Origin of the sequence: Galactobacter valiniphilus (assembly GCF_003575975.1) — a bacterium.
Taxonomy (GTDB): domain Bacteria; phylum Actinomycetota; class Actinomycetes; order Actinomycetales; family Micrococcaceae; genus Galactobacter; species Galactobacter valiniphilus.
Window position 1 is genome coordinate 17,062 of sequence record NZ_QQXK01000009.1, and the last position, 25,183, is coordinate 42,244.

At 70.1% G+C, this 25,183-nt stretch carries 22 protein-coding genes and 1 pseudogene; 20 read left to right on the forward strand and 3 right to left on the reverse strand.

Annotated features, from left to right (window positions below; all coding sequences use genetic code 11):
- Positions 1-7 precede the first annotated feature (7 nt).
- From DWB68_RS05800 to DWB68_RS05810, 3 genes are all read right to left on the reverse strand, one after another.
- Entirely contained in the window at positions 8-1,066 is a 1,059-nt protein-coding gene (locus tag DWB68_RS05800) for a hypothetical protein (RefSeq protein WP_119424205.1), read from the reverse strand.
- A 75-nt stretch (positions 1,067-1,141) separates the two neighbouring features.
- Complete coding sequence (srmL, locus tag DWB68_RS05805) at positions 1,142-2,296, reverse strand: PheS-related mystery ligase SrmL (RefSeq protein ID WP_119424206.1); 1,155 nt, start codon at positions 2,294-2,296, stop codon at positions 1,142-1,144.
- Between the two features lie 287 nt (positions 2,297-2,583).
- The gene (locus DWB68_RS05810) at positions 2,584-4,470 is read right to left on the reverse strand and encodes a proline-rich domain-containing protein (protein WP_119424207.1); all 1,887 of its coding nucleotides are present in this window, start codon (positions 4,468-4,470) and stop codon (positions 2,584-2,586) included.
- 232 nt (positions 4,471-4,702) lie between these two features.
- Here DWB68_RS05810 and lysA point away from each other — a divergent pair, with 232 nt between their 5' ends.
- The 20 genes and pseudogenes from lysA to DWB68_RS05910 all read left to right on the forward strand — a co-directional run bounded on the left by lysA (position 4,703) and on the right by DWB68_RS05910 (position 25,154).
- A complete protein-coding gene (gene lysA / locus DWB68_RS05815; RefSeq protein ID WP_119424208.1) occupies positions 4,703-6,139 on the forward strand; it encodes a diaminopimelate decarboxylase in 1,437 nt (478 codons plus the stop codon).
- Positions 6,140-6,236: 97 nt separating this feature from the next.
- Positions 6,237-7,517, forward strand: a complete 1,281-nt coding sequence (locus tag DWB68_RS05820; RefSeq protein ID WP_119424209.1) for a homoserine dehydrogenase — start codon at positions 6,237-6,239, stop codon at positions 7,515-7,517.
- A 7-nt stretch (positions 7,518-7,524) separates the two neighbouring features.
- Complete coding sequence (gene thrC, locus DWB68_RS05825; RefSeq protein ID WP_119424210.1) at positions 7,525-8,622, forward strand: threonine synthase; 1,098 nt, start codon at positions 7,525-7,527, stop codon at positions 8,620-8,622.
- 8 nt (positions 8,623-8,630) lie between these two features.
- The gene (thrB, locus tag DWB68_RS05830) at positions 8,631-9,713 is read left to right on the forward strand and encodes a homoserine kinase (protein ID WP_233548642.1); all 1,083 of its coding nucleotides are present in this window, start codon (positions 8,631-8,633) and stop codon (positions 9,711-9,713) included.
- A gap of 346 nt (positions 9,714-10,059) precedes the next feature.
- A complete protein-coding gene (gene rho, locus DWB68_RS05835) occupies positions 10,060-12,333 on the forward strand; it encodes a transcription termination factor Rho (protein ID WP_119424211.1) in 2,274 nt (757 codons plus the stop codon).
- Between the two features lie 255 nt (positions 12,334-12,588).
- Entirely contained in the window at positions 12,589-13,668 is a 1,080-nt protein-coding gene (prfA, locus tag DWB68_RS05840) for a peptide chain release factor 1 (protein WP_119424212.1), read from the forward strand.
- Positions 13,669-13,671: 3 nt separating this feature from the next.
- Positions 13,672-14,697: a peptide chain release factor N(5)-glutamine methyltransferase gene (gene prmC / locus DWB68_RS05845; protein ID WP_407645658.1), complete on the forward strand. Its 1,026-nt coding sequence runs from the start codon at positions 13,672-13,674 to the stop codon at positions 14,695-14,697.
- Positions 14,698-14,936: 239 nt separating this feature from the next.
- Positions 14,937-15,593: pseudogene (locus DWB68_RS05850) on the forward strand (L-threonylcarbamoyladenylate synthase); the annotation flags it as partial.
- Positions 15,594-15,608: 15 nt separating this feature from the next.
- Positions 15,609-16,757: an MraY family glycosyltransferase gene (locus DWB68_RS05855; protein ID WP_119424214.1), complete on the forward strand. Its 1,149-nt coding sequence runs from the start codon at positions 15,609-15,611 to the stop codon at positions 16,755-16,757.
- Positions 16,758-16,951: 194 nt separating this feature from the next.
- Positions 16,952-17,392: a hypothetical protein gene (locus DWB68_RS05860; RefSeq protein WP_119424215.1), complete on the forward strand. Its 441-nt coding sequence runs from the start codon at positions 16,952-16,954 to the stop codon at positions 17,390-17,392.
- Positions 17,389-17,631 (forward strand): hypothetical protein, encoded by a 243-nt coding sequence (locus DWB68_RS05865; RefSeq protein WP_119424216.1) that lies wholly within the window; start codon positions 17,389-17,391, stop codon positions 17,629-17,631. The genes DWB68_RS05860 and DWB68_RS05865 overlap by 4 nt, the downstream gene beginning before the upstream one ends.
- Positions 17,632-17,707: 76 nt before the next feature.
- The gene (gene atpB / locus DWB68_RS05870; protein ID WP_119424217.1) at positions 17,708-18,517 is read left to right on the forward strand and encodes a F0F1 ATP synthase subunit A; all 810 of its coding nucleotides are present in this window, start codon (positions 17,708-17,710) and stop codon (positions 18,515-18,517) included.
- Between the two features lie 85 nt (positions 18,518-18,602).
- Positions 18,603-18,818, forward strand: coding sequence for an ATP synthase subunit c family protein (locus DWB68_RS05875; protein WP_119424218.1), 216 nt, complete (start codon positions 18,603-18,605; stop codon positions 18,816-18,818).
- Between the two features lie 54 nt (positions 18,819-18,872).
- Positions 18,873-19,421, forward strand: coding sequence for a F0F1 ATP synthase subunit B (locus DWB68_RS05880; protein ID WP_119424219.1), 549 nt, complete (start codon positions 18,873-18,875; stop codon positions 19,419-19,421).
- Positions 19,421-20,230, forward strand: a complete 810-nt coding sequence (locus DWB68_RS05885) for a F0F1 ATP synthase subunit delta (RefSeq protein ID WP_119424220.1) — start codon at positions 19,421-19,423, stop codon at positions 20,228-20,230. The genes DWB68_RS05880 and DWB68_RS05885 overlap by 1 nt, the downstream gene beginning before the upstream one ends.
- A gap of 89 nt (positions 20,231-20,319) precedes the next feature.
- Positions 20,320-21,957, forward strand: coding sequence for a F0F1 ATP synthase subunit alpha (atpA, locus tag DWB68_RS05890; RefSeq protein ID WP_119424221.1), 1,638 nt, complete (start codon positions 20,320-20,322; stop codon positions 21,955-21,957).
- A gap of 64 nt (positions 21,958-22,021) precedes the next feature.
- Complete coding sequence (locus DWB68_RS05895) at positions 22,022-22,915, forward strand: F0F1 ATP synthase subunit gamma (RefSeq protein WP_119424222.1); 894 nt, start codon at positions 22,022-22,024, stop codon at positions 22,913-22,915.
- 48 nt (positions 22,916-22,963) lie between these two features.
- Positions 22,964-24,421, forward strand: a complete 1,458-nt coding sequence (gene atpD / locus DWB68_RS05900) for a F0F1 ATP synthase subunit beta (RefSeq protein WP_119424223.1) — start codon at positions 22,964-22,966, stop codon at positions 24,419-24,421.
- A 2-nt stretch (positions 24,422-24,423) separates the two neighbouring features.
- Positions 24,424-24,693 carry a F0F1 ATP synthase subunit epsilon gene (locus DWB68_RS05905; RefSeq protein ID WP_119424224.1) on the forward strand — a complete coding sequence of 90 codons (270 nt, stop codon included), beginning with the start codon at positions 24,424-24,426 and terminating at the stop codon, positions 24,691-24,693.
- 20 nt (positions 24,694-24,713) lie between these two features.
- Positions 24,714-25,154 (forward strand): DUF2550 domain-containing protein, encoded by a 441-nt coding sequence (locus tag DWB68_RS05910; RefSeq protein WP_119424225.1) that lies wholly within the window; start codon positions 24,714-24,716, stop codon positions 25,152-25,154.
- Positions 25,155-25,183: the final 29 nt, after the last annotated feature.

The following is a 25,183-nucleotide window of genomic DNA, read 5'->3' on the forward strand; positions in this document are numbered from 1 at the left end:
CGGCGGCTCAGCGGGTCACCTCGAACCGCAGGCCGTAGCGCTTGGCGGTCCGCTCGAGCCCCTTCACGTCGGAGCCGCCGACCACCCAGTTCTTGCCGATGATCAGCCCCACGGGGCTTTCGCCGAACTGTTCCCCCGCGGCTCCGGTATTCGTGCCGCCCTCGTACAGAATGACGCTCGACGTGGTGACGACGTAGAAGGCCTTCGCGGTCACGCGCAGCTCGGAGTTCGGGCGCACCTCGTAGCGCACCTTGGTCAGCGGCGTCCTGGGATCCGCCCAGCCCGCAGCCTCGGAGGTGAAGGCGCCCTGCAGCTGGGTGAGGGCGTCGCTGATCGGGTTGGCGTGATCGTGCACTCCCTCGATGGGCGGCGTGACGTCGGCGGTGAGGTGTGCTGCGGTGGTCTTCGGGAGCCCCTCCGGCTTCGCCTCGAATCCGTCCTGGTACACCGACAACACGAGGTCCTCGGCCGGCGCGAGGACCTCGTGCTTGGCCACGTCTGTGTCCCCGGCCCAGGTGCCCGTCTGAGCGTTCGCGTAGTCGCCGACGCCGATCGTGAGCTGGATGAACTCGCCCGTCTTCGCGTTGACCGAGCGCAACACGGGGGAGTAGCTGCGTTCCAGTTGCCTGTTGGTTTCCCACGGAAGGGGCTCGGCGAGCCCGGGCCCGCTGCCCGTGTAGGTGTCCCTGCACCGGATCACACCGGCCTCCGGGGCGATCGGCTTGAGTTCATTGACCGTGCAGAATTGCCCGGCGGCGGCCACCTTCTCGGCGAAGTCCTGGGCCGCCCGCTGGGCCGGGGTGGTGGGGGTCCAAGACCACGACGTCGACGGGACCGGGTCCTCGCCCGACGTCGGCTGGGGCGATCCCTCGCCGGGTGACGGGCCGGAACCCGTCGGGCTGACGACGATCTCGGTCGCCGTGGCTCCCGGGCCCGTGCCGCCGCTGGGGGCGTCCGTGGCCCCCGGCACGCCCGGGAGCCCGGACGTGGAGCAGGCGGCGAGGCCCACGGCGGACGCCACGAGCGTCGCGGCGACGGCGGGCCTGAGCGAATTCCCGCGATGCACGATGTTCCCCCCCAACACTGTTGCGATTGCGTGCACCGAGTCTGGCACAGGCCGCCGCCGTTCGCCGCGCCCGCGTCAGGCGATGAGTTCCTTGACCGGGCCCTCGTGCACGGCGAGGTAGACCTCGTCGCGCAGGGCGTTGGCCTCGGCCGAGGTGAGGGTGCGCTCGAGCGGGCGGATGACGACGCGCAGGAGGGCGTTGACCTGCCCCTCGCGCACGCGCAAGCGCTCGCGTGCGGCGGGCGGCAGTTCGGCCGCGGGGGTGCGGGCGAGGAGCACGACGGACTCGAGATCCCCGGCCCGCTCGCCGAGCGCCTCCCGCACGGTGTCGCCGATCGCCTCGTCCGTGACCTGCTCGTCCACGACCACGGAGAGATCGCGCGCGATCGCCGGCTGATGTGACACGGGCCGATAGCGGCCGAGGTCCAGCATCTGCGAGGCCACGCGCTCGTCGGTGGAGCGCAGGAGGCGGATGTCGTCGATGCCCTTGCGCAGCATGAGCGCCCGATCCAGGCCCATGCCGAGGGCGAGGCCGCCGTAGGCGTTGGGCGAGAGCCCTGCCTGCGCCAGGAGCCGCGGCGCCACCGGGCCGCACTCGGCCAGCTCCAGCCAGGCGCCGTCGACCCAGACGTCCACCTGCCGCCCGCCCTGGGTGTACGGGTGCGCGGAGGCGACGGTGCGCCAGCGCGCCCCCGGCAGCACGGCGTTGACGACCGAGGCGACCATGGCCTCCATCGCCGCGTCCGCTCCAGCGTTGCCGGCGCGGCCGGCGGGACCCAAGCCCGCGGCGTCGAGCTTGTCCCGCGGTCCGATCCGCCACAGGTCCACCTGGTGCGGCTCGCCCACGTGCGTGCGGTCGATGCCGTCGCGGCGGTAGACCAGGCCGGGCAGGACGTGCAGGGCGTCGGGCCACTGCTGGGTGTCGAGCCCGCGGAGCAGGGGAGGGATGCCTGCGCTCGTGTGGCTGCGCAACATGACCGTCTCCGAGGCGTAGCGCGAGTAGCGCCGATCGCGCGTGACGTCGTCGGCGCTGAAGCCGAGGCGGTCGTAGTTGTCCTCGACGCTCACGAGCGCGGGCGTGCGGTGCCGGGCGGCCGGGATGACCCAGGCGGAGCAGAGCGCCTGGACGACGTCGGCGAGGAGCGCCTGCATCGCGTGGGGGCCGTGGGTCGGATCGCTGAGATCACGCAGCGTGAGGGCGGCCGTGAGCTGGGCGGGGGAGAGATACATGGTGGGTCCTTCGGGAATCGATGTCGGTGGGGAGGATCTCCCTCGACCGGCATCTACGAGGACCCGAGAATCAGACGCGCGCGTGCGGCCCCGGGCCTTTGACCGGCCGAGGGCGACTAAATCGCTGGATCGTCTGCATGCCCACCACGGTACACGCGCCGGGACAACGCGCCCGCGGAACGTGACCACCCGCCGTCGGGCAGGAGCGGCGCCACGACAGACGAAGCGGCGCTGCCTCCCCGGTGAGGGGAGGCAGCGCCGCCGTGGCTGAGGCCGTGTTCCGGGGGTCAGTTGCCCCCGAAGAGCTTGCCCAGGTTGGCCTCGAGGGAATCGCCGAAGCCCTCGTCGCCGGAGCCGCCGGCCCCGTAGTCGTAGCCTTCCTCGCCGCCGTCGAGGTTCTCGCCCTCCATGCCAGAATCGGTGCCGTAGTCGTAGTCCTCGTAGCCGCCGGTGGCGGAGCCGAAGGGGTCGAGCGGGCCGAAGTTCTCTATCTCGTCCGTCAGGTCCTTGCCGGTGATCTGCTCGGCCGAGTCGAAGACGAACATGAGTCCGCCCAGGATGGCGCGGCTACGCTCGTCCACATCCGACCACTTGAAGCCGTTGTCCTCGCCGACCTTGGTGATGAGCTTCTCGGCGAGGCCCACGCCGCGTTCGTTGCCGTGAAGGGCCGCAAGGTTGGTGAGCGTGTCGAGGGTGGACACGTGCCACGTGCCGTTCTCACGCACCGTCGCGACGCCGAGGCGGTTCGGGTTGGTGAGCACGCGCCCGAAATCGACGGTCTTGCCCTCGGAGGTGACCTTGGCGCCGTCGAAGGTGACGGTGTCGCTGGAATCTCCGTTGAAGGTGAGCTTGGAGGTGCCCGGACCCACGATCGCCAGATTGTCGTTGACCTTGTGCTCGCTCAGGCGCCACTCGGCCTTGAAGTGCTCGGGGCGACCCTGCTCCTCGTTGAGGTCGCTGCTCCCGTTGATCGCGTTGCCGTAGACCATGAGCATGCGGCGCTCGGGCAGGGCCAGGAGCGAGGCGAAGTCGTCGGAAAGCAGATCGTTCGGGCCCGAGAGCGTGCGCAGCTTCTCGGCGACGGCCTGCACGGCCTCGCTCGGGGAGCCCTGGCCCGCCGCGCCCTCGACGTTGGCGTCGTAGCGCGGTGCAGTCTGGCCGTCCGTCGAGCGGTAGGCCGCCTCGGCCGCCGTCATGAGCGGGGAGAAGTACCAGCGATCGGCCTCCTTGACGAGGGCGATCGAGGCCTTGTTGCTGGACTCTCCCACGACGTCGCCGTCGTAGCTCATGTCCTCGTCCTTGAGGGCCTTGGTCATCTCCTCGCGCAGCTTGGCCGTGTCCTTGGCGCCGCTGCGCTCCTGGAGGTTGATGACGGCGTCGACGAACTTGCCCTTGTCGACGGAGAGCTTGAGCTTCCAGGACGTGAGCTCGGCCAGCGCGATCGTGGAGGACTTCTCCGAGACGGTGAAGTCCATCTTCGAGTTCTCGATCGTGATGGAGTCGAAGATCTGCTGCATGCCCTCGACGTCAAGCTCCCCGAAGGGCACCTTGGAGTTCGAGGAGAGCTTGTCCAGACCGGAATCGATGCCGAACGCCTTGAGGTTCTCGAAGAACGGACGCGCCTCGGAGGGGGACACCAACTTGGCCAGCTCCATGAGGTTCTTCTCGCGGAAGCCCTTGTCGAGCCGCTCGATCGCTGAGGTGGCGGAATCCGCGCCGCGCTGGCTGGCCTGGGCCACGAGGGCGAAGCCGCCGAAGCCAGCCGCGGCGAGGGCGACCGCGGTGCCGCCGGCGGTCCAGGCGATGACGCGTCCGCGGCGGCGGCGCGGCGGCTCGGGCGCGCCGAACGGCGACTGGCCGGAGGGCGGCAGGCCGGAGCCGCCGCCGTCGCTCAGCGGCTGGCCGTACTGACCGGGCTGACCGGGCTGACCGGGCTGGCCGTAGGCGCCCGGCTGGCCGTACTGGCCCTGCGCGGAGGGGTTCGGCTGCTGCGGCTGGGCGGCCGGGCCGCCCGCAAAGCCGGGGGCGCCGGCCGCGCTCGGCACGCCGGGCGCGCCGGCGGCGCTGGGCTGGGCAAAGGAGGCGCCGCCCTGCTGCGGGTACTGCAGCGGCTGTCCGTAGGGGGTGGGCTGCTGGCCCGGAGTGGGCTCGGGGCCGGAGGTGGGCGTGGACATCGAGTATCTCCAATTGCTCGACTGACATGACTCGAGTGATGCATAGCCTAACGAACACCGTCAGGTTTTTCTGTCTCGGCTCGGTCACAAGTCCCTGGGGATCGGCCCCGAATCACCCGTCGTCACGGAAGGGGAGACTCGGCGCGCACCCCGGTAGGCTCGGTGCACGTTCGACGCTGTTTTCGCGACCGCGACGCAGCGACAAGCCGACCTCGTTCAACCCCTAGGTGTCATGACTGCTTCACCCCTTGCCCCGGCCTGGCTCAGCGTGCCCGCGGACCTGAACGATCCGCGCCCGGCAGGCCGCGCCCCGCTCTTCCCCGCCTCCACGCGCCGCGTGGACGGCGCCCTGGAGATCGGCGGCGTGAGCGTCAAGGAGCTGCAGGCGGCCTACGGCACCCCGCTCTACGTCGTGGACGAGGGCGAACTGCGCTCCCGCGCCGCGGCCTTCAAGCGTGCCTACGACGCCGCGTTCGCCCCGCTCTGCGGCGGCGCCGACGTCTATTACGCGGGCAAGGTCTTCCTCAACACCTCCGTGGCCCGCTGGGTCGCCGAGGAGGGCCTGCGCCTGGACACGGCCTCGGGCGGCGAGCTCGCCGTGGCCCTGGCCGCCGGCGTCGCCCCCGAGCTGATCGGCCTGCACGGCAACAACAAGTCGGACGCGGAGATCGAGCGCGCCCTCACCCTGGGCCTCGGCCGCATCATCTCCGACTCCCTCGACGAGGTGCGCCGCGTGGCCGCCGCGGCCGAGCGCCTCGGCGTCACGGCCCAGCTCATGCTGCGCCTCACCCCGGGCGTGCACGCCTCCACCCACGAGTTCATCGCCACGGCGCACGAGGACCAGAAGTTCGGCCTCTCGCTGCACCCGCGCGCCGGGCAGGAGCGCTCGGACGCGGCCGAGGCCGTCGCCGAGGCGCTCGCGAGCGAGCACGTCCACCTCCTGGGCCTGCACTGCCACATCGGCTCCCAGATCTTCGAGTCGGCCGGCTTCGCCGAGGCCGCACGCCGCCTCATCGCCTTCCTGGGCGAGGTCAAGGCCCGGCACGGCGTCCAGCTGCCCGAGCTGGACCTCGGCGGCGGCTACGGCATCGCCTACACCGAGCAGGACACCCCGAGCACCCCCGAGGTGCTCGCCGCCGAGACCGCTGCGGTCGTGGCCGAGGCCTGCGCCGCGGCCGGCATCGACGTCCCGCGCATCAGCATCGAGCCCGGCCGCGCCATCGCCGGCCCGGCGGGCGTCACCCTGTACTCGGTTGGCGTCCAGAAGGACGTCGAGGTGGAAACCGCCGGCGGCGAAGCCGCCCCGCGGCGCTACGTCGCGGTGGACGGCGGCATGAGCGATAACGCCCGCCCCGTGCTCTACGACGCCGACTACTCGGCCCTGATCGCCTCGCGCGAGAGCGATGCGGAGCCGCTCCTGGCCCGCGTGGTCGGCAAGCACTGCGAGTCCGGCGACATCGTGGTTCGCGACGCCTACCTGCCCGCCGACCTGGGCCGAGGCGATCTGCTCGCGGTGCCCGCGACGGGCGCCTACTGCTGGTCCCTGGCCAGCAACTACAACTACCTGCCCCGCCCCGCCGTTGTGGCGGTCACCGGGGGAACGCACCGCGTGATCGTGCGCGGTGAGACCGAGACCGATCTGCTCTCCCGCGACGCGGGCATCGCCTGAGGTGAGCCGGGCACCCGAGCCCGCTGAGGCGTCGTCGGGCCGTGAAAGGCCCGCCGCCCACCCCACCAGCACTGAGAAGCAGAGGAAAAGAGGACCCATGACCATCACGCTCAAGGTGGCGCTGCTCGGAGCCGGCACCGTCGGCGCCGAGGTGGCCCGCATCCTGACCCAGGACGCCGCCCAGCTGCAGGCCCGCAGCGGGGCCGCGCTCGAGCTCTCCGCCGTGGTGGTGCGCGACACCGCCGCCGATCGCGGCCCGCACATCCCGCGCGAGCTCGTCAGCTCCGACGCGGAGGCCGCCATCGACGGCGCCGACCTCGTGATCGAGCTTATGGGCGGCCTCGAGCCGGCCTCCACCTACATCCGCCGCGCGCTCTCGCGCGGCGCGAGCGTCGTGACGGGAAACAAGGCCCTCCTCGCCGAGCAGGGCCCCGAGCTCTTCGCCCTCGCCGCCGAGAACGGCGCCGAGCTCTCCTTCGAGGCCGCTGTGGCCGGCGCCATCCCGATCCTGCGCCCGCTCGCCGAGTCGCTCGCCGGCGACACCGTGACCAAGGTGATGGGCATCGTCAACGGCTCCACCAACTTCATTCTGGACAAGATGGACCGCGAGGGCGCGGACCTCGAGGCCGTCATGGCCGAGGCCTCGGCGCTGGGCTACCTCGAGGCGGATCCGTCCGCCGACGTGGAGGGGCACGACGCCGCCGCCAAGGCCGCCCTGCTCGCGACTCTCGCCTTTGGCTCGGGCTTCTCGATCGATCAGGTGCACACCGAGGGCATCACGGCCGTCACGGCCGCCGATGTCGAGGCAGCGCGCGCCGCCGATCAGGTCATCAAGCTGCTCGCCGTGGTGGAGCGCTCGGAGGCGGGCGTGCTCATGCGCGTGCACCCCACCCTGATCTCCCGCGAGCACCCGCTGGCCGCCGTCCACGGCGCGTTCAACGCCGTGTTCGTCGAGGCGCAGAACGCCGGCGAGCTCATGTTCTACGGCCCGGGCGCCGGCGGGGCCCCCACGGCCTCCGCCGTCATGGGTGACCTGGTCATGGCCGCGCGCCACCGCCTCGCCGGTTCCGCCGAGCCCACCCGCCTGGCCGCCGAGCCGATCGCCGCCCTGCCAGTGCAGGACGCGATCACGCGCTACGCGCTGGCCCTCGACGTCGCCGACGCGCCGGGCGTGCTCGCCCGGATCGCCCAGGTCTTCGCCGATCACGGCGTCTCCATCGAGGCCATGCGCCAGAACGGCCACCTGGACGGTGCCGCCGAGCTGCGCATCATCACCCACGCTGGCACGCAGCGCGCGCTCGACGCGACCGTGGCAGCCGTCAACAAACTCGACGTGGTCACCGGGATCACGTCCGTCATGCGAGTCGAAGGGAACTGAGCACACCATGGCTCACCAGTGGCGCGGAGTCATCCGCGAATACGCAGATCGCCTGCCCGTTGAGGACGGCGACACCATCGTCACCCTCGGCGAGGGTGGCACGCCCCTCGTCTACGCCCCGGCCCTCTCCGCCGAGACCGGCAACGAGGTCTACCTCAAGGTCGAGGGCATGAACCCGACCGGTTCCTTCAAGGACCGAGGCATGACCATGGCCGTCACGGCCGCCGTCAAGGCCGGCGCCAAGGCCGTCGTGTGCGCCTCCACTGGCAACACCTCCGCCTCCGCCGCCGCGTTTGCCAAGCAGGCCGGCATCACGTGCGCCGTGCTCGTCCCGGACGGCAAGATCTCCATGGGCAAGCTCTCGCAGGCCGTGGCCCACGGCGCCAAGATCATCCAGGTGGACGGCAACTTCGACAACTGCCTCGAGGTCGCCCGCAAGCTCTCCGAGAACTACCCGGTGTACCTGGTCAACTCGGTCAACCCGGCCCGCATCGAGGGCCAGAAGACCGGCGCCTTCGAGGTGGTCGACTTCCTGGGCGACGCCCCGGACTACCACCTGCTGCCCGTCGGCAATGCAGGCAACATCACGGCCTACTGGAAGGGTTACAAGGAGTACGCCTCCGAGTACACCAACCAGGCCGGCGCCGTGCTGCCCGCCGTCTCCACCAAGACCCCCATCATGTGGGGCTTCCAGGCCGCCGGCTCGGCACCCATCGTGGACGGTCACCCGATCCTCGAGCCCGAGACGATCGCCACCGCGATCCGCATCGGCAACCCCGCCTCGTGGGAGTTCGCCGAGGCCGCGCGCGACGAGTCCGGCGGGCTCATCGACGCCGTCACCGACGAGGAGATCCTCGAGGCGCACCGCTGGCTCTCCTCCCGCGAGGGAGTCTTCGTGGAGCCCGCCTCCGCCGCCGGTGCCGCCGGCCTGCTCAAGCACCACCGCGCGGGCACGGCCCCCACGGGCAAGAAGATCGTCATCACCGTCACCGGCCACGGCCTGAAGGACCCCGAGTGGGCCGTCAAGGGCGCGGGCGAGGACGCCTCGCCCGTCAAGGTCGAGTTCGACGTCGTGTCGGTCGCCGACGCCCTCGGGCTGAAGTGAGCGCGGGGGTGGCCGAGCGCAGCACGGCGGGACTCCCGCTGGCCTTCAGCGTGCCCACCGGCACGACGCCGCAGGGCGGGGTGAGTGCCTCCGTGCACGTCCCGGCCACCTCCGCGAACCTGGGGCCGGGTTTCGATGCCTTGGGCCTCGCCCTCGCCTACGGCGACGAGCTGGTGGCCTCCGTGGCCGCCGGCTCGCCCGCGGGCGACCGGGTGGACATCAGCGGCGCGGGGGAGGGCTGCCTTCCCACGGACGGAAGCCACCTTGCCGTCCGCACCATCCGCGACGCGTGGGATGCCTGGGGCGTGGACCACGCCGGCGTGGCGCTCAGCCTGCACGCGACGAACCGCACGCCGCATGGCCGCGGCCAGGGCTCCTCGGCCGCCGTGATCGTGGCGGCCCTGACCGCCGCCGCCGCGCTGCTGCCGGAGGGCCTGCGCCCTGACCGCGACGACGTGTTCGAGCTGGCGGCCCGCATCGAGGGGCACCCCGACAACGTGGCCCCGGCCGTCTATGGCGGCCTGACCATCTCCTGGGGCGGCGAGGACGGCGGATCCGCCCCGGCCCCGCGCGGCGAGGCAGCCGAGGGGCGCGCCTTCCGCACCGCCGTGCTGCGCCCCCACGAGGAGCTCGTGGCCCTCGTCGCCATCCCGGATGTGAAGCTCGCCACGGCGCTGGCCCGAGGCCTGCTCCCCGCGCAGCTTCCGCACGCCGCCGCGGCGGCGAACTCGGGCCGCTCTGCCCTGCTGATCCACGCGCTCACCGCGGCCCCCGAGCTGCTCGGCGTGGCCACCGAGGACCGCCTGCACGAGTCCTTCCGCGCGCCCGCCATGCCCGCGTCCGCGGCGCTGATCGGGGCCCTGCGCGCGCAGGGCTTCGCCGCGACGGTCTCTGGCGCCGGCCCCACGGTGCTGGTCCTGGCCCGCGCGGGCGAGGAGGCGGAACTGGCCAAGGCCGAGCTGCTGCGCCTGAGCCAGGCCGAGGGGGCCACCCGGATTGGCGCCGAGGGCGAAGCTGTGAACTGGCGTGTCCTGGAACCCGGCTTGGATACGGCAGGTGCTACAGTGATTGTGCATCGAACGGTGGGCTGAGCCTCCTTTCACCGCGCTTGACGCGAGGGGGAGCTAGCCGCCGCAGGGAGTGAAGTCAGCCCGTGCCACTCGGTCCGGGCCTTCCCCCTCACGTCAGGGGCCAGCCGGCCCCTTCAGGAAACGCGATGCTCCTCGTTTCGCCGTGCGCCCTGCACTGCCACCGCGGTTTGCCTGCGGTGCCATCAGGCCCACCCCAAGCGAGGGTTCGGCCCCATGTGGCGCGCGAAGTGAGCGCGCTCAGGGCCGTCCCTCCCGCCGGTTCTTCCTTGCCGCGCGGAGGGCACCACATCAGCAGCGGGCCGCCACCACTACCGTGGACCCGCCCAACGAGGGGGAAGGAACCTTCGTGACCGTCACCACCGACGTGGACAACTCTTCAGCTGCGCCCAAGCAGAGCGGCCTCTCCGCTCTCAAGCTGGCTCAGCTCCAGGAACTCGCGGGCCAGCTGGGGATCGCCGGCGCCAAGCGCCTGCGCAAGGCCGAGCTCGTCGAGGCCATCTCCGATCATCAGCGCGGCGGCTCCGTGGCCGACCGCGACGCCGCCGAGGCCAAGAAGAAGGCCGAGGCCGCCGCCCAGGCCGAGGCGAAGAAGGCGGAGGCCGCAAAGGCCGCCGCCGAGCCGGCCAAGAAGGCCGACGCCTCCGAGGCCCCGGCCGAGGAGCAGCGCCCCACGCGCAGCCGCGTTCGCGGCCGCCGGGCCGCCTCCTCCGAGGCCGGTTCGCCGACCCGCGCGACGCGCACCGTCACCTCGGACGAGACTCCCGCCGAGCAGCAGGCCCCGGCCGCCGGCCGTGCCAACAGCACGCGCGGCAACCGCAGCTCGGCCCGCGCCGAGGCCAAGGTTGAGGCCGCCCCGGCCGCCGCCCAGGACGAGGTAGCCGAGGAGCAGCCCGCCCGCCAGCTCTCCGTCAAGGAGCGCGCCCTGGCCCAGGCCGCGCTGCGCGCCGAGCGCGACGAGGCCATCGCCGCCGCCGAGCAGGCCGGCAACCCGCGCCGCAACCGTCGCGGTCGCCGCGCCGCCTCCTCCGAGGCCGGCCAGAACGCCGCGTCCTCCGAGCGCAACGAGGCCCCCGAGGCCTCGGAGCAGGGCGAGAACGCCGAGGAGAACGGCAACCGCAACCAGCGCGGCAACCGTGAGAACGGCAACCGCGAGAACAACGGGGAGACCCGCAATCAGCGCCGCCGCAACCGCCGCGGCGAGGAGCGCGCGGAGTCCGAGGGCACGGAGGAGAACTCCTCCGAGCGCGCCCAGGGCGAGCGCGCCGAGAAGCGCGAGAACACCCGCGAGGCCCGCGAGCCGCGCCAGGGGAACCAGGCCCGCCAGGAGGAGCAGCGCTCCTCCCGCCGCGATCGCCAGCGCGAGCGCAACGAGCGCCAGCGCAACGACCGCAACGAGCGTAACGGCCGCAACAACCGCCGCGGCCGCGGCGCGGTCGAGGTGGACGACACCGAGCTGACCGAGGACGACGTCCTGATGCCGGTGGCCGGCATCCTCGACGTGGGCGATCAGCACGCCTTCGTTCGCACCTCCGGCTACCTGCCGGGCCCGAACGATGTGTACGTGACCCTGCAGCAGGTCCGCCGCGCGAACCTGCGCAAGGGCGACGCCGTGGTCGGCGCCATCCGCGCCCCCCGCGAGGGCGAGGACCGCAGCGGTGCCAACGGCCGCACCAAGTACGCCCCGCTCGTGCGCATCGCCACGGTCAACGGCGTGCCGGTCGAGGAGAACAAGGATCGCGTCGAGTTCAACAAGCTCGTTCCGCTCTACCCCTCCGAGCGCCTGCGCCTCGAGACCGACCCCAAGAAGGTCGGCCCCCGCGTCATCGACCTGATCTCCCCGATCGGTAAGGGCCAGCGCGGCCTCATCGTCTCCCCGCCGAAGGCCGGTAAGACGATGATCCTGCAGTCGATCGCCGCCGCGATCACGCAGAACAACCCCGAGGTCCACCTCATGATGGTGCTCGTCGACGAGCGCCCCGAAGAGGTCACCGACATGCAGCGCTCGGTGCACGGCGAGGTCATCGCCTCGACGTTCGATCGCCCGGCCGACGACCACACCACGGTCGCCGAGCTGGCCATCGAGCGCGCCAAGCGCCTCGTGGAGCAGGGCAAGGATGTCGTGGTCCTCCTCGACTCCATGACCCGCCTGGGCCGTGCCTACAACCAGGCCGCCCCGGCCTCGGGCCGCATCCTCTCCGGTGGCGTCGACGCCGCCGCGCTCTACCCGCCGAAGCGCTTCTTCGGTGCCGCCCGCAACATCGAGAACGGCGGCTCGCTGACCATCCTGGCCACGGCCCTGGTGGAGACCGGTTCCAAGATGGACGAGGTCATCTTCGAGGAGTTCAAGGGCACCGGCAACATGGAGCTGCGCCTCTCCCGCCACCTGGCTGACAAGCGCATCTTCCCGGCCGTGGACGTCAACGCGTCCTCGACCCGCCGCGAGGAGAACCTGCTCAGCCCCGAGGAGGTGCGCATCATGTGGCGCCTGCGCCGCGTGCTCTCCGGCCTGGAGCAGCAGCAGGCCCTCGAGCTGCTCACCTCCAAGATTCGCGACACCCAGTCGAACGCTGAGTTCCTCATGGTCGTGAACCGCACCACCCTCGGCGACTCCAAGAAGTAGCCAGGCTCAACGCGCCCGGACGGACGGCGCCCCTCACCCCACCAGCCCCGGCTGGTAGGGGTGAGGGGCGCCGGACGCCGGGCGCGTCGTCGTACTGGGCCCTCACGTCCCGCCTTTTTCGCCCCATCCCGCCCCTTCTGGCCGGGATTCAACGAAAAGTGCGGGAGGCAAGCGGGGCCTCCGGGCCTCCGCTAGGAGGCGCCCCCACAGCAGCAGGCGCGACCACCCGAAGGTCGGCAGCAGGAAGCAGGAGACATGTTCGAGTCCGTTCAGGGCCTCGTCGACGAGCACGCCCAGATCCAGGAACGGCTCGCCGACCCCTCGGTCTACCAGGACCAGGGCCTGGCCAAGCGCCTCGGCCGCCGCGGCGCCGAGCTCAACGCGATCGTGGAGACCTACCGGCGCTGGCTCCAGCTGCAGGAAGACCTCGAGGCGGCCCGCGAGATGGCGGCGCTTGACGCCGAGTTCGCGCAGGAGGCCAAGGACATCGAGGAGGAACTCCCGGTCCTGGCTGAGAAGCTGCGCCGCCTGCTCATCCCGCGCGATCCCAACGACGGCCGCGACGCGATCCTCGAGGTCAAGGGCGGCGAGGGCGGCGAGGAGGCTGCCCTGTTTGCCGCCGACCTGCTGCGCATGTACACGCGCTACGCCGAGGCCCGCGGCTGGAAGGTCGAGTTCATCTCCTCGACGGATTCGGACCTGGGCGGCTACAAGGACGCGCAGATCGCGATCAAGGGCGAGGGCTCCGAGCCGGCCGAGGGCGTCTACGCCGCCCTCAAGTACGAGGGCGGCGTGCACCGCGTGCAGCGCGTCCCCGTGACGGAGTCGCAGGGGCGCATCCACACCTCCGCCGCCGGCGTGCTGGTCTTCCCCGAGGTCGACGAGCCCGAGGAGATCGAGATCCAGCAGAACGATCTCAAGATCGACGTCTACCGCTCCTCGGGCCCCGGCGGCCAGAGCGTCAACACGACCGACTCGGCCGTGCGCATCACCCACCTGCCCACGGGCATCGTGGTGGCCATGCAGAACGAGAAGTCCCAGCTGCAGAACCGCGAGGCCGCCATGCGCGTGCTGCGCTCGCGCCTCCTGGCCCACCAGCAGGAGCAGATCGACGCCGCGAACGCCGATGTGCGCCACTCGCAGGTGCGCACCATGGACCGTTCCGAGCGCATCCGCACCTACAACTTCCCGGAGAACCGCATCGCGGATCACCGCACCGGCTACAAGTCCTACAACCTTGACGCGGTCCTGAACGGCGAGCTGCAGCCCGTCATCGACTCCTGCATCCAGATGGACGAGGAGTCCCGGCTGGCCGCGCTCGGCGAGGAGGACTGAGCCGTGGCCGGCGAGTTCGTTGGCCTGCCCGGCCTGGGCGACGCCCTGCCCGGCGTCCCGCCGCTTCCCGGTTTCGGGGCGGCCACGCCGGCCGTTCCGGCCGCCGTGTCACAGGTGCACGACGGCGTGGTGGCCGGTTCGCTCGAGGGCGTGGCTTCCAGCGTGGACGGCGCGGGCGAGCTGCGCGCGGCCCTGCGCGTGGCCGCCGCCGCGCTCAACGCCGCGGGCGTCGAGTCGCCGCGCGCCGACGCCGAACTGCTCGCCGGGCACCTGCTGGGGCAGGATCGCGGCCGCTTGGCCGTCACGGCGCTCATGGGGGCGCCCGTACCCGCGGGCTACGGCGAGCTCGTGGCCGCCCGTGCCTCGCGCATTCCCCTGCAACACCTCACGGGCGGCGCCCCCTTTCGCTCCCTGAGCCTCGCTGTGGGCCCCGGCGTCTTTGTCCCGCGCCCCGAGACCGAGCTCGTGGCGCAGGCGGCCATCGACGAGGCGCGCGCCGTGCTGGCCGCCGGGCGGGAGCCGCTCGTGGTGGACGCCTGCACCGGCTCCGGCGCCATCGCCGCCGCCGTGGCCACCGAGGTGCCAGGCGCCGTGGTGCACGCGATCGAGCTGCACGAGGCCGCCCACGCCTACGCCGCCAAGAACCTGGCCGGCACCGGAGCTCGACTTCACCTCGGCGACGCGCTGACGGCGCTCGAGGAGCTGGCCGGAACGGTCGACGTCCTGGTCTCCAATCCGCCTTACGTCCCGCCGCGCGAGCACGCCGATCCCGAGGTGCAGCTGCACGATCCGGACACGGCGCTCTACGGCGGGGGAGCTGACGGCATGGACTTCCCGCGGGCACTCGCCCTGCGCGCCGCCCAACTGCTGCGCACCGGCGGGCTCTTTGTCATGGAGCACGACGAGACGCAGGAGAATGCCGTCCTGGCGCTCTTCGGCGCCGTGGCCGCGGCCGGGGCGTGGGCCGAGGCGACCGTGCTGCCCGATCTCGCCGGGCGCCCGCGCTTTGTCGTGGCCCGGCGCTCCTAAGGCGCCTGCGGCTGGGACTGACCCACGCGCCGTCGTGCGCTGAAACGGAGCGTCAGCCCCACCCTGTCGGGCGTCCGCGCGTCGTCGTGGCCCGGCGCTCTTAAGGTGCCTGCGGCTGGGACTGACCCACCCGCCGTCGTCCTCCGAAGCGGTCCGTCGGCGCCGGCCCTGCCTGCCCCGCCGGGCGCGCCGGGCACACCGGCGAGGGAAAGCCCTTGTGGCGTGGGAGAATCACTGACGTGAGTGAGACTTTTGATTGCCAGGATCCCGCCGCCCGCGCGGAGGGAATCGCCGCCGCGCAGGTGGCCGTCGCCGCCAAGTCCTGCGTCGTGATCCCCACGGACACGGTCTACGGCATCGGTGCCGACGCCTTCTCCCCGCAGGCCGTCGCGACCCTCCTGGCCGCCAAGGGCCGGGGCCGGCAGATGCCGCCGCCCGTCCTGATCCCGCGCCTGGCCACCCTGGACGGCCTCGCGACCGACGTGCCCGAGGGCGCCCGCGCCCTCGCCGAGCGCTTCTGGCCCGGTGCCCTGACCCTCATCCTTCACGCGCAGCCCTCCCTCACCTGGGACCTTGGCGAGACCCGCGGGACCGTGGCCCTGCGCATGCCCGACGACGCCGTGGCGCGCGAGCTGCTCGACGCGACCGGCCCGCTCGCCGTGTCCTCCGCCAACCGCACGGGCGTTGCCACGGGCCCCACGGCGGCCGACGCGCGCGAGCAGCTGGCCGACTCGGTGGCCGTCTACCTCGAGGACGGGCAGCGTCCCGCCGCCGGGGGAGTGCCCACGCCGTCCACGATCGTCGACTACACCACCGAGCCACCGCTCATCCGCCGCCTCGGCGCGCTCTCCCTCGAGACGCTGCGCGAGGTCGCCCCGAGCATCGTCGCCGAGGGGAACTGACGGCGTCCCATGAGGGTCTACCTGCTCATCACGGCCGTCGCCTTTGTGGTGGCGGCCGCGCTGACGCCCGCCCTGCGCGCGCTCGGCCAGCGGACCATGGCGGACATCCCGCTGCGCGCCCGCGATATGCACACGGAGCACATCCCCAAACTCGGCGGCGTCGCCATGGTCGGCGGCCTGCTGGCCGGCCTCGGGGTGGCGAGCCAGTCTCCCTTCCTCTCCGGCGTCTTCACCAAGCCGGACGTGATCCTGGGCCTCGTGCTCGCGTGCCTGCTGATCCTCGTGATCGGCGTGGCGGACGACCTCTACGACATTCGCTGGTACTACAAGCTCCTGGCCCAGCTCGGGGCGGCGCTCGTCATGGCGCTCTCGGGCGTGCGGCTCGAGGTGCTGCCCGTGGGCTGGTGGCACGTGAGCGATCCGTTCTGGCAGATCTCCCTGGCCATGTTCCTCATGGTGCTCACTATGAACGCCATCAACTTCGTGGACGGGCTGGACGGCCTCGCCGCCGGCATCTCGGTGATCGGCTCCAGCGCCTTCTTCCTGTACTGCTACATGATGGCGCGCGAGGTGAACCAGTACGACCACGCAAACCTGGGCGCGCTGCTCATGGCGGTGCTGCTCGGCGCCTCGCTCGGCTTCCTGGTCCACAACTTCAACCCGGCCAAGATCTTCATGGGGGAGACCGGTGCCATGCTCATCGGCCTCGTCATGGCGGTGGCCGCGATCGTGGTGACGACGGACCTGCAGGCCCTCGATCGCATGCGCTTTAGGAACGTGCCGGCCTACATGCCGATCCTGCTGCCGCTGGCCGTGGTGCTCCTGCCGGTGCTCGACCTCTCGCTGTCGGTGGTGCGCCGTACGGCCCGCGGCAAGTCGCCCTTCAGCGCCGACCGCGGTCACCTGCACCACAAGCTCGTGGACGGCGGCTACACGCACCGCGGCGCCGTGCTGGTGCTCTACCTGTGGTCGGGCTTGCTGGCCTTCGGCGCCGTGGCGCTGAACCGGATCCCGGCGAACATCCTGCTGCCCATCTGGGGCGTGCTCCTGCTGGGCGCGGGCGCACTGACGGTCCACCCGTGGGTACGGCGCAAGCTCTCCGTGCGTTCGGTGGCCAAGGCGCGCAAGCTCGCGATCGAGCGCCGAGGGCGGCTGTAGGGCGTCGTGTGTGGCCCGCGTGTCGGGATCTTTCCGGCTTGAGGTCCGGAGATGCCGGCCCGGGGGAGCCCGCGTGTGCGAAACGACTTCGACAGCGGGTAGAATGTCTAGGGTGTGTGGCGAGTAGCCAAACGCGTACCCCATGTCCGGAGGACAAGATGCCAAAGACGACGCCTACACCCGAGGGTGCACCGGTGTCTCATGGCGACGTCCTTCCCTGGACGGGGATCCTGAAGTGGTGCCTCGCCCTGACCGTTCCGGCCGTGCTCATCGCCGCCGTGATCGGCTTCTTCGTGGCTGGCGTGCCCGGGCTCGTCTCGACGCTGGCCTCCGCCGGCGTCGTCGTGCTCTTCTTCGCCATCTCGCTCGTGGTCGGCCACTTTGTTGGCCACCTCGCCCCCAAGGCCTTGCTCGGCGCCTTTGCCCTCACCTACCTCATCAAGGTGATCGGCTTTGGCGCCTTTTTGCTGGTCCCGACCGACCCGTCCTGGTTCTCCAGGACCTGGGCCACGGTCGGCGCCGTCCTGGCCTTGATCGTGTGGCAGGGCACCGAGATGTACCGCTTCTCCCAGCTGCGCCTGCGCGTCTTCGACGATCCGCAGGCCCCCACCACCACCCGGAAGGAGGGCTCATGAGCCAGGACAAATCCTCGTGGCAGGACGATCTTTCCGACCACCCAGCCCGCGAGTACATCACCTACATCATTGCCGGGGTCATCAGCCTCGGTTTGGTAGGCTGGCTCCTGGGTATGGTCTTGTCTCTTCCCTGGATCCTGTTCGTTGGCCTTGGCCTGGGAGCAGCGCTCGGAGCGTACATCGCCTGGCGACATCTGGTGGACCACAAGAGGTCCAAAGAGAAGAGCGACCCATCATGACCCACCGTATGGTCACCGCACGGGAGCGGACTTACCTCCCGTGTGCGTCGGCACCTGACAGCAGAGAGGAAACGCGTTGATCGCGCTTGCGCTTCCGACCGCAACCGAGGGCGAGGGCTTCCAGGCCCCGGGCATCTCGGACCTTCACCTTCCTGACATCCTGCCTTGGGGTGCCGAATATGGCACCGGCTTCGGCAAGCAGATGCTCCTGGTGCTTCTTTCGGTCGTCCTGATTGCTTGGTTCATGGTCGCCGCTGCGCGCAAGCGCCAGCTCGTGCCCGGCAAGTTCCAGTTCCTGGGCGAGTCGATCTATGGCTTTGCTCGGAACGCCATTGGCCGCGACATGCTTGGCGAGAAGGACTTCCGCAAGTACACGCCGCTCCTGACGACCCTGTTGCTCTTCATCTTGTTGAACAACTTGATGGGCGCCATCCCGTTCCTGCAGATCCCGACGCCGTCTCACGTGGGTACCGCCTACGCGCTGGCCGGCCTGGTCTACGTGTACTGGATCTTCCTGGGCTTCAAGACCCACGGCATCAAGTACTTCAAGGTGTCAGTGGTTCCCTCTGGCGTGCCGAAGGCCTTCCTGGTGCCGGTCGTCATCATCGAGATCGTGTCGACCTTCCTGGTCCGCCCCATGACGCACTCCCTGCGTCTCTTCGCCACCATGCTTTCCGGTCACATGATCGTGGCCCTCACCGCCGCCGCCATGAGCTACATGTTCACCGGCCTCGGCGAGTGGTGGGGCTACCCGCTCGGCTCCCTCATCTTTGTGGGCGGCCTGGCCATGTACCTCTTCGAGATCTTCATCATGGTCCTGCAGGCCTACGTCTTCACCCTGCTGACCGCGGTGTACATCCAGGGCTCCATCTCGGACGCCCACTAACCCCACCTTCGTCCCCTGGTGACCCAGGGGTACACCAACCGCCCTGTCGGTGGCAGCAGCGCCCCGGCATCGTGAAAGGAAAACAATGGAAATCTCCGGTTCCCTCAACGCCATCGGTTACGGCCTCTCCGCCATCGGCGGCGGCATCGGCGTGGGCCTGGTCTTCGCGGCCTTCATCCAGGGTGTCGCTCGTCAGCCGGAGGCCCAGCGCGTCCTGCAGCCGCTGGCCTTCATGGGCCTGGCCTTCACCGAGGCGCTCGCGATCCTCGGCCTCGTGTTCGCCTTCGTCTGGAAGCTCTGACCGGACCTGCTCCAACCAGCAGTCCCAACTCAGAAGAAGAAAGACGGGTGAAACATGGACAACGCAGTCATCCTGGCGTCTGCTGAGGGCGCCAACCCCCTCATGCCGAACTGGTGGGAGGTGCTCGTCACCCTCGTCGGTTTCCTGATCCTGCTGTTCATCGTCAGCAAGTTCGTCGTGCCGATGTTCGAGAAGACCTTCGAGGAGCGGCACGCCGCCATCGAGGGTGGCATCGAGAAGGCAGCGGCCGCCCAGGCCGAGGCCAACGCGGCCCTCGAGGAGTACAAGCAGCAGCTCTCCGACGCTCGCACCGAGGCCAACCGCATCCGTGAGGAAGCGCGTTCCGAAGGTGCCGAGATCCTCGCCGAGCTCAAGGCCAAGGCCGCCTCCGAGTCCGCTCGTATCACCGAGCAGGCTCAGGTCGCCATCGCGGCCGAGCGCACCGCCGCCCAGTCGTCGCTGCGCACCGAGGTCGGCACCCTCGCCACCCAGCTCGCCGGCAAGATCGTCGGCGAGGCCCTGGACGACGACGCTCGCTCCGCGCGCGTGGTTGACCGCTTCCTGAGCGACCTCGAGTCCCAGCAGGCGGGTGCGGCGAAGTAATGGCAGCAACAACGAGTGAGTCACGCGATCGTGCTCTGACCGCGCTGGAGGCCAAGCTGGGCGGGGCGGATCTTTCGCTCTCCCAGGAGCTGTTCTCCGTGCTCGGTGTGCTCGATTCCAACGCCGCCCTGCGCCGCGCCCTGACCGACCCTTCGGGGACGGTCGAGGCGAAGCAGGCCCTCGTGAAGCAGCTCTTCGCCGGCAAAGTGTCCGAGGACGCGGTGGAGATCACCGCTGCCCTGGCCGCCGAGCGCTGGAGCACTGAGCGAGACCTGGGCGACACGCTCGAGGAGCTCGCCGCCACGGTCGCCACCGCGGTGGCCGAGCGTCAGGGCACCCAGGGGCTCGACGATCTGCAGGCCCAGCTGCTCGGCTTCAACGATGCCGTCGCAGCCAACCACGACCTGCAGTGGGCCCTCGAGGACCGCACCGCACCGGCCGCCTCCAAGGTGGCCCTCGCGGAGAAGCTGGTTCCCGGAGCCTCGGACGTGGCTCGCTCGCTGATCGCCCAGGCGGTCTCGGCCCCGCGCGGACTGCGCCCCACCGCCCTGGTGGAGCGCTTCGTGCAGGCCGTGGCCAAGCGGCAGCGCCGGTGGATCGCCAACGTGAGCGTCACCCGTCCGCTGACGGATGAGCAAAAGAGCCGGCTGGAGGCTGGCCTAAACAAGGCCTACGGCCGCGACCTTCGCCTGAACGTCGTGCAGGACCCGTCCCTCGTGGGTGGCCTGCGCGTCGAGGTGGGCGACGATGTCGTGGACGCCTCCGCCGCTACTCGCCTGGCCGAGCTCAAGCGCCGACTCGTCGGCTGAGCCTCACGGCGAAGAGACAACAAGACTGAATACCTCGGTCGGGACCCCACGTCACCGGCCGGATGAACCCAAGAGAGCAGGGACTGCAGATGGCCGATCTGACCATCAATGCCGACGACGTCCGCAACGCCCTCAACGACTTCGCCAAGTCCTACGAACCGGACGCGGCGCAGCGAGTTGAGGTCGGACACGTCGTCTCGGCTGGTGACGGCATCGCCCATGTCGAGGGCCTCCCCTCGGTCATGGCCAACGAGCTGGTGCGCTTCGAAGATGGCACCCTGGGCCTGGCCCAGAACCTTGACCGCCGCGAAATCGGCGTCGTCGTCCTCGGCGACTACTACGGCATCGAAGAGGGCCAGGAAGTCCACCGCACCGGTGAGATCCTTTCCGTCCCGGTCGGTGACAACTTCCTGGGTCGCGTCGTCGACCCGCTGGGTAACCCCATCGATGACCAGGGCGAGATCGTGCCCGAGGGCCGCCGCGCCCTCGAGCTCCAGGCCCCCACGGTCACGCAGCGCCAGTCGGTTGGCGAGCCGCTGCAGACCGGCCTGAAGGCCATCGACGCGATGATCCCGATCGGCCGTGGGCAGCGTCAGCTGATCATTGGCGACCGCCAGACCGGCAAGACCGCCATCGCGATCGACGCCATCCTGAACCAGAAGGCCAACTGGGCCTCGGGCGACGTCACCAAGCAGGTGCGCTGCGTGTACGTCGCGATCGGCCAGAAGGCCTCCACGATCGCGGCCGTGCGCCAGACCCTCGAGGAGAAGGGCGCCCTGGAGTACACGACGATCGTGGCCTCCCCGGCCTCCGACGCCGCGGGCTTCAAGTACCTGGCCCCCTACGCCGGTTCGGCCATCGGCCAGCACTGGATGTACGGCGGCAAGCACGTTCTGATCGTGTTTGATGACCTGTCCAAGCAGGCCGAGGCCTACCGCTCCGTGTCGCTGCTGCTGCGCCGTCCGCCGGGACGCGAGGCCTACCCGGGCGACGTGTTCTACCTGCACTCCCGCCTGCTCGAGAGGTGCGCCAAGCTCTCCGACGAGATGGGTGCCGGCTCCATGACGGGTCTGCCGATCATCGAGACGAAGGCCAACGACGTCTCGGCGTTCATCCCGACGAACGTCATCTCCATCACCGACGGCCAGATCTTCCTGCAGTCGGACCTCTTCAACGCCAACCAGCGTCCCGCCGTGGACGTGGGCGTGTCCGTCTCCCGCGTGGGTGGCGCCGCTCAGGTCAAGGCCATGAAGAAGGTCTCCGGCACGCTGAAGCTCTCGCTGGCTCAGTACCGCGACATGGCGGCCTTCGCCATGTTCGCCTCGGATCTGGATGCCGCCTCCAAGCAGCAGCTGACCCGTGGCGCGCGCCTGATGGAGCTGCTGAAGCAGGGCCAGTACCAGCCGTACCCGGTCGAGGACCAGGTCGTCTCGATCTGGGCCGGCACCAACGGCTACCTGGACGACGTTCCGGTCGAGGATGTCCTGCGCTTCGAGCGCGAGTTCATCGACGCCCTGCGTCGCCGCACCTCCGTGCTGACCACGATCGCCCAGACCGGCAAGCTCGAGGACGAGACGGTGGATGCCATGAAGGCCGCCATCGCCGAGTTCAAGGCCGGCTTCTTCGGTGAGGGCGATGACCAACTGGTCGCCGCCGGTCACGAGGAGCACGCTGCTCTCTCGGCCGAAGAGGTCGAGCAGGAGCAGATCGTCACTCAGAAGCGCTGACCGCTTCCCGTGAGGGCGGGCGGGGGAAACCCCGCCCGCCCGACCGGGGGAGGAAAGGACATCCATGGGAGCCCAGATTCGGGTTTACCGCCAGAAGATCAGCTCGACGTCGTCGATGCAGAAGATCTTCAAGGCGATGGAGCTGATTGCTACCTCGCGTATCGGCAAGGCGCGCGCCCGCGTGGCCGCCTCGCTGCCGTACGCGAAGGCGATCACCCGCGCCGTCTCGGCCGTCGCTTCTCAGTCCGAGGTTGACCACCCGCTCACCCGTGAGCCGGAGACCAGCACCCGCAGCGCCGTCGTGATTTGCACGTCGGACCGCGGCCTGGCCGGTTCCTACTCCTCGAGCGTGCTCAAGGAGGCCGAGGAGCTTCTCACGAAGCTCGCGGCGGAGGGCAAGCAGGTCGACGTGTACCTCTACGGCCGCAAGGCCGAGGCGTACTTCGAGTTCCGCGGGCGCGAGTACAAGCGCGTGTGGACCGGTCACACTGACGAGCCGCTGTTTGAGACCGCCAAGGAGATCGGCGCCGCCGTTCTCGAGGCCTTCAACACCGACACCACCGCCGGCGGCGTGGACGAGATTCACCTCGTCTACACGCAGTTCAAGTCGATGGTTGTGCAGGAGCCCAACGTCGTCCGCCTGCTGCCGCTGGAGGTCGTCGAGGAGAAGGTCACGGAGAACACCGCCGACATCCTTCCGCTCTACGAGTACGAGCCGGAGCCGGAGCAGGTTCTTGACGCCCTGCTTCCGCGCTACATCGACTCGCGCGTGTTCGCTGCCCTGCTGCAGGCAGCGGCTTCGGAGCTGGCCGCGCGTCAGCGTGCGATGAAGACGGCCGGCGACAACGCCACCGAACTCATCAAGAAGTACACGCGACTGCGCAACAACGCCCGCCAGGCCGAGATCACGCAGGAGCTCACCGAGATCGTCGCCGGCGCTGATTCGCTCAGCTCCTGACACGATCCAACGAAGACTACGCAGCCCACACCAAGTGAAGTGAGAGAGATGACTGCTCAAGTTACCGAAGCGGGGACGACCGCTGTGCCGGGTGCCACCGGCCGCATCGCCCGCGTCATCGGCCCGGTCGTCGACGTCGAGTTCCCGGCGGACGCGATCCCGGCCATCTACAACGCCCTGTCCACGGAGGTCACCCTCGCGGGTGTCACCCGTACGATCACCTTCGAGACCTCCCAGCACCTGGGTGACAACCTCGTTCGTGCCATCTCCCTGCAGACGACCGACGGCCTGGTCCGCGGCGCCACCGTGCAGGACCTGGGTGCCCCCATCTCCGTCCCGGTTGGCGACGGCGTGAAGGGTCACATCTTCAACGTCCTGGGCGAGTCCCTGGACGTCCCCAACGATCAGATCGTTGCGTCTGAGCGTTGGCCCATCCACCGCAAGCCCCCGCACTTCTCCGAGCTCGAGGGCTCGACGGAGATGCTGGAGACCGGCATCAAGGTCATCGACCTGCTGACCCCCTACATCAAGGGCGGCAAGATCGGCCTGTTCGGCGGCGCCGGCGTGGGCAAGACCGTGCTCATCCAGGAGATGATCACCCGTGTTGCTCGCAACTTCGGTGGTACCTCCGTGTTCGCCGGTGTCGGCGAGCGTACCCGTGAGGGCAACGACCTCTGGGTTGAAATGGAAGAGGCGGGTGTTCTGAAGGACACCGCCCTCGTGTTCGGCCAGATGGACGAGCCGCCGGGAACGCGCCTGCGCGTGGCCCTGACCGGCCTGACCATGGCGGAGTACTTCCGCGATGTGCAGAACCAGGACGTGCTGCTCTTCATCGACAACATCTTCCGCTTCACGCAGGCCGGTTCAGAGGTCTCCACGCTGCTGGGCCGCATGCCCTCCGCCGTGGGTTACCAGCCGAACCTGGCCGACGAGATGGGCCTCCTGCAGGAGCGCATCACCTCGACGAAGGGTCACTCGATTACGTCGATGCAGGCCATCTACGTGCCGGCCGATGACTACACCGACCCGGCCCCGGCCACGACGTTCGCGCACCTGGATGCGACCACCGAGCTCTCCCGTGAGATCGCTTCGCGTGGCCTGTACCCGGCCGTGGACCCGCTGACCTCCACCTCCCGCATTCTGGACCCGCAGTACGTGGGTCAGGATCACTACGACACGGCCGTCCGCGTCAAGCAGATCCTCCAGAAGAACAAGGAGCTGCAGGACATCATCGCCATCCTCGGTGTCGATGAGCTCTCCGAAGAGGACAAGATCGTCGTGGCTCGCGCCCGCCGCATCCAGCAGTTCCTCTCGCAGAACACCTACACGGCCAAGCAGTTCACGGGCGTCGAGGGCTCCACGGTGTCCATCAAGGACACCATCGAGGGCTTCAAGGCGATCGCCGATGGCGAGCTCGACCACATCGCCGAGCAGGCCTTCTTCAACGTGGGTGGCCTGGACGACGTCGAGCGCCAGTGGGCCGAGATCCAGAAGGCCACGGCCTGATCATGGCGCAGCTGGACGTCGAGGTCGTCGCCGCGGACCACGCTGTGTGGTCCGGGGCGGCGCGCCGCGTGAATGCCTTCACGGTCAACGGTGACATCGGCGTGCTGCCGGGTCACACGCCCGTGATCGCCCTGCTGGCCGCCGGCCGCGTGGAGGTGCAGCCCCTCGAGGGCCCCCGCGTCCACATCAAGGCCGATGGTGGTTTCTTCTCCGTGGAGAACAACCGCGTCACCATCGTGGCCGACGACGCCGTCGTCGACGCCACGGCCTAGGGCGCGATAGTCACCTGACCTTGAGCGAGTTCGGTGTGATCGTCTGGTGCGTGCTGGGGCTTCTTGCCCTCGCGCTGATCGTGCTCGTGTTGCTCGGGGTGCGTCGTTCGCAATTGCGGCGCACCCTGGGCACCTTCGATGCCTCCCTCCGCGTGGGGGAGGGGCGCTGGAGTTCCGGGGTGTGCCGCTATGCGGATCACTCCCTCGAGTTCCTGCGCTGGCTGTCGCTGACCCCGGTCGCGGCCTACCGCTTCGAGCGGACGGGCCTCGAGCTGAAGGGCTGGCGCCAGCCCACGGACGCCGAGCGCCCGAGGCTTGCCTCGGACGCGATCCTGGTGGAGCTCGATTCTCCCCAGGGCCCCCTGCAGCTCGGCATGAGCTACGGCGCGTACACGGGCCTGTCGGCCTGGATCGAGGCCGGCCCCGTCGCCGGCGTCGGCACGTGGCGGCAGGCACCCTAGGATCACACCGGATTGGCCTCAAGCGGCTG

Bases quoted from the DNA above. Each gene is read 5' to 3' on its own strand.
- srmL (WP_119424206.1), bottom strand. From the start codon at position 2,296: ATGTATCTCTCCCCCGCCCAGCTCACGGCCGCCCTCACGCTGCGTGAT.
- DWB68_RS05810 (WP_119424207.1), bottom strand. From the start codon at position 4,470: ATGTCCACGCCCACCTCCGGCCCCGAGCCCACTCCGGGCCAGCAGCCC.
- lysA (WP_119424208.1), top strand. From the start codon at position 4,703: ATGACTGCTTCACCCCTTGCCCCGGCCTGGCTCAGCGTGCCCGCGGAC.
- DWB68_RS05820 (WP_119424209.1), top strand. From the start codon at position 6,237: ATGACCATCACGCTCAAGGTGGCGCTGCTCGGAGCCGGCACCGTCGGC.
- thrC (WP_119424210.1), top strand. From the start codon at position 7,525: ATGGCTCACCAGTGGCGCGGAGTCATCCGCGAATACGCAGATCGCCTG.
- prfA (WP_119424212.1), top strand. From the start codon at position 12,589: ATGTTCGAGTCCGTTCAGGGCCTCGTCGACGAGCACGCCCAGATCCAG.
- DWB68_RS05855 (WP_119424214.1), top strand. From the start codon at position 15,609: ATGAGGGTCTACCTGCTCATCACGGCCGTCGCCTTTGTGGTGGCGGCC.
- DWB68_RS05865 (WP_119424216.1), top strand. From the start codon at position 17,389: ATGAGCCAGGACAAATCCTCGTGGCAGGACGATCTTTCCGACCACCCA.
- DWB68_RS05875 (WP_119424218.1), top strand. From the start codon at position 18,603: ATGGAAATCTCCGGTTCCCTCAACGCCATCGGTTACGGCCTCTCCGCC.
- DWB68_RS05880 (WP_119424219.1), top strand. From the start codon at position 18,873: ATGGACAACGCAGTCATCCTGGCGTCTGCTGAGGGCGCCAACCCCCTC.
- DWB68_RS05885 (WP_119424220.1), top strand. From the start codon at position 19,421: ATGGCAGCAACAACGAGTGAGTCACGCGATCGTGCTCTGACCGCGCTG.
- atpA (WP_119424221.1), top strand. From the start codon at position 20,320: ATGGCCGATCTGACCATCAATGCCGACGACGTCCGCAACGCCCTCAAC.
- DWB68_RS05895 (WP_119424222.1), top strand. From the start codon at position 22,022: ATGGGAGCCCAGATTCGGGTTTACCGCCAGAAGATCAGCTCGACGTCG.
- atpD (WP_119424223.1), top strand. From the start codon at position 22,964: ATGACTGCTCAAGTTACCGAAGCGGGGACGACCGCTGTGCCGGGTGCC.
- DWB68_RS05905 (WP_119424224.1), top strand. From the start codon at position 24,424: ATGGCGCAGCTGGACGTCGAGGTCGTCGCCGCGGACCACGCTGTGTGG.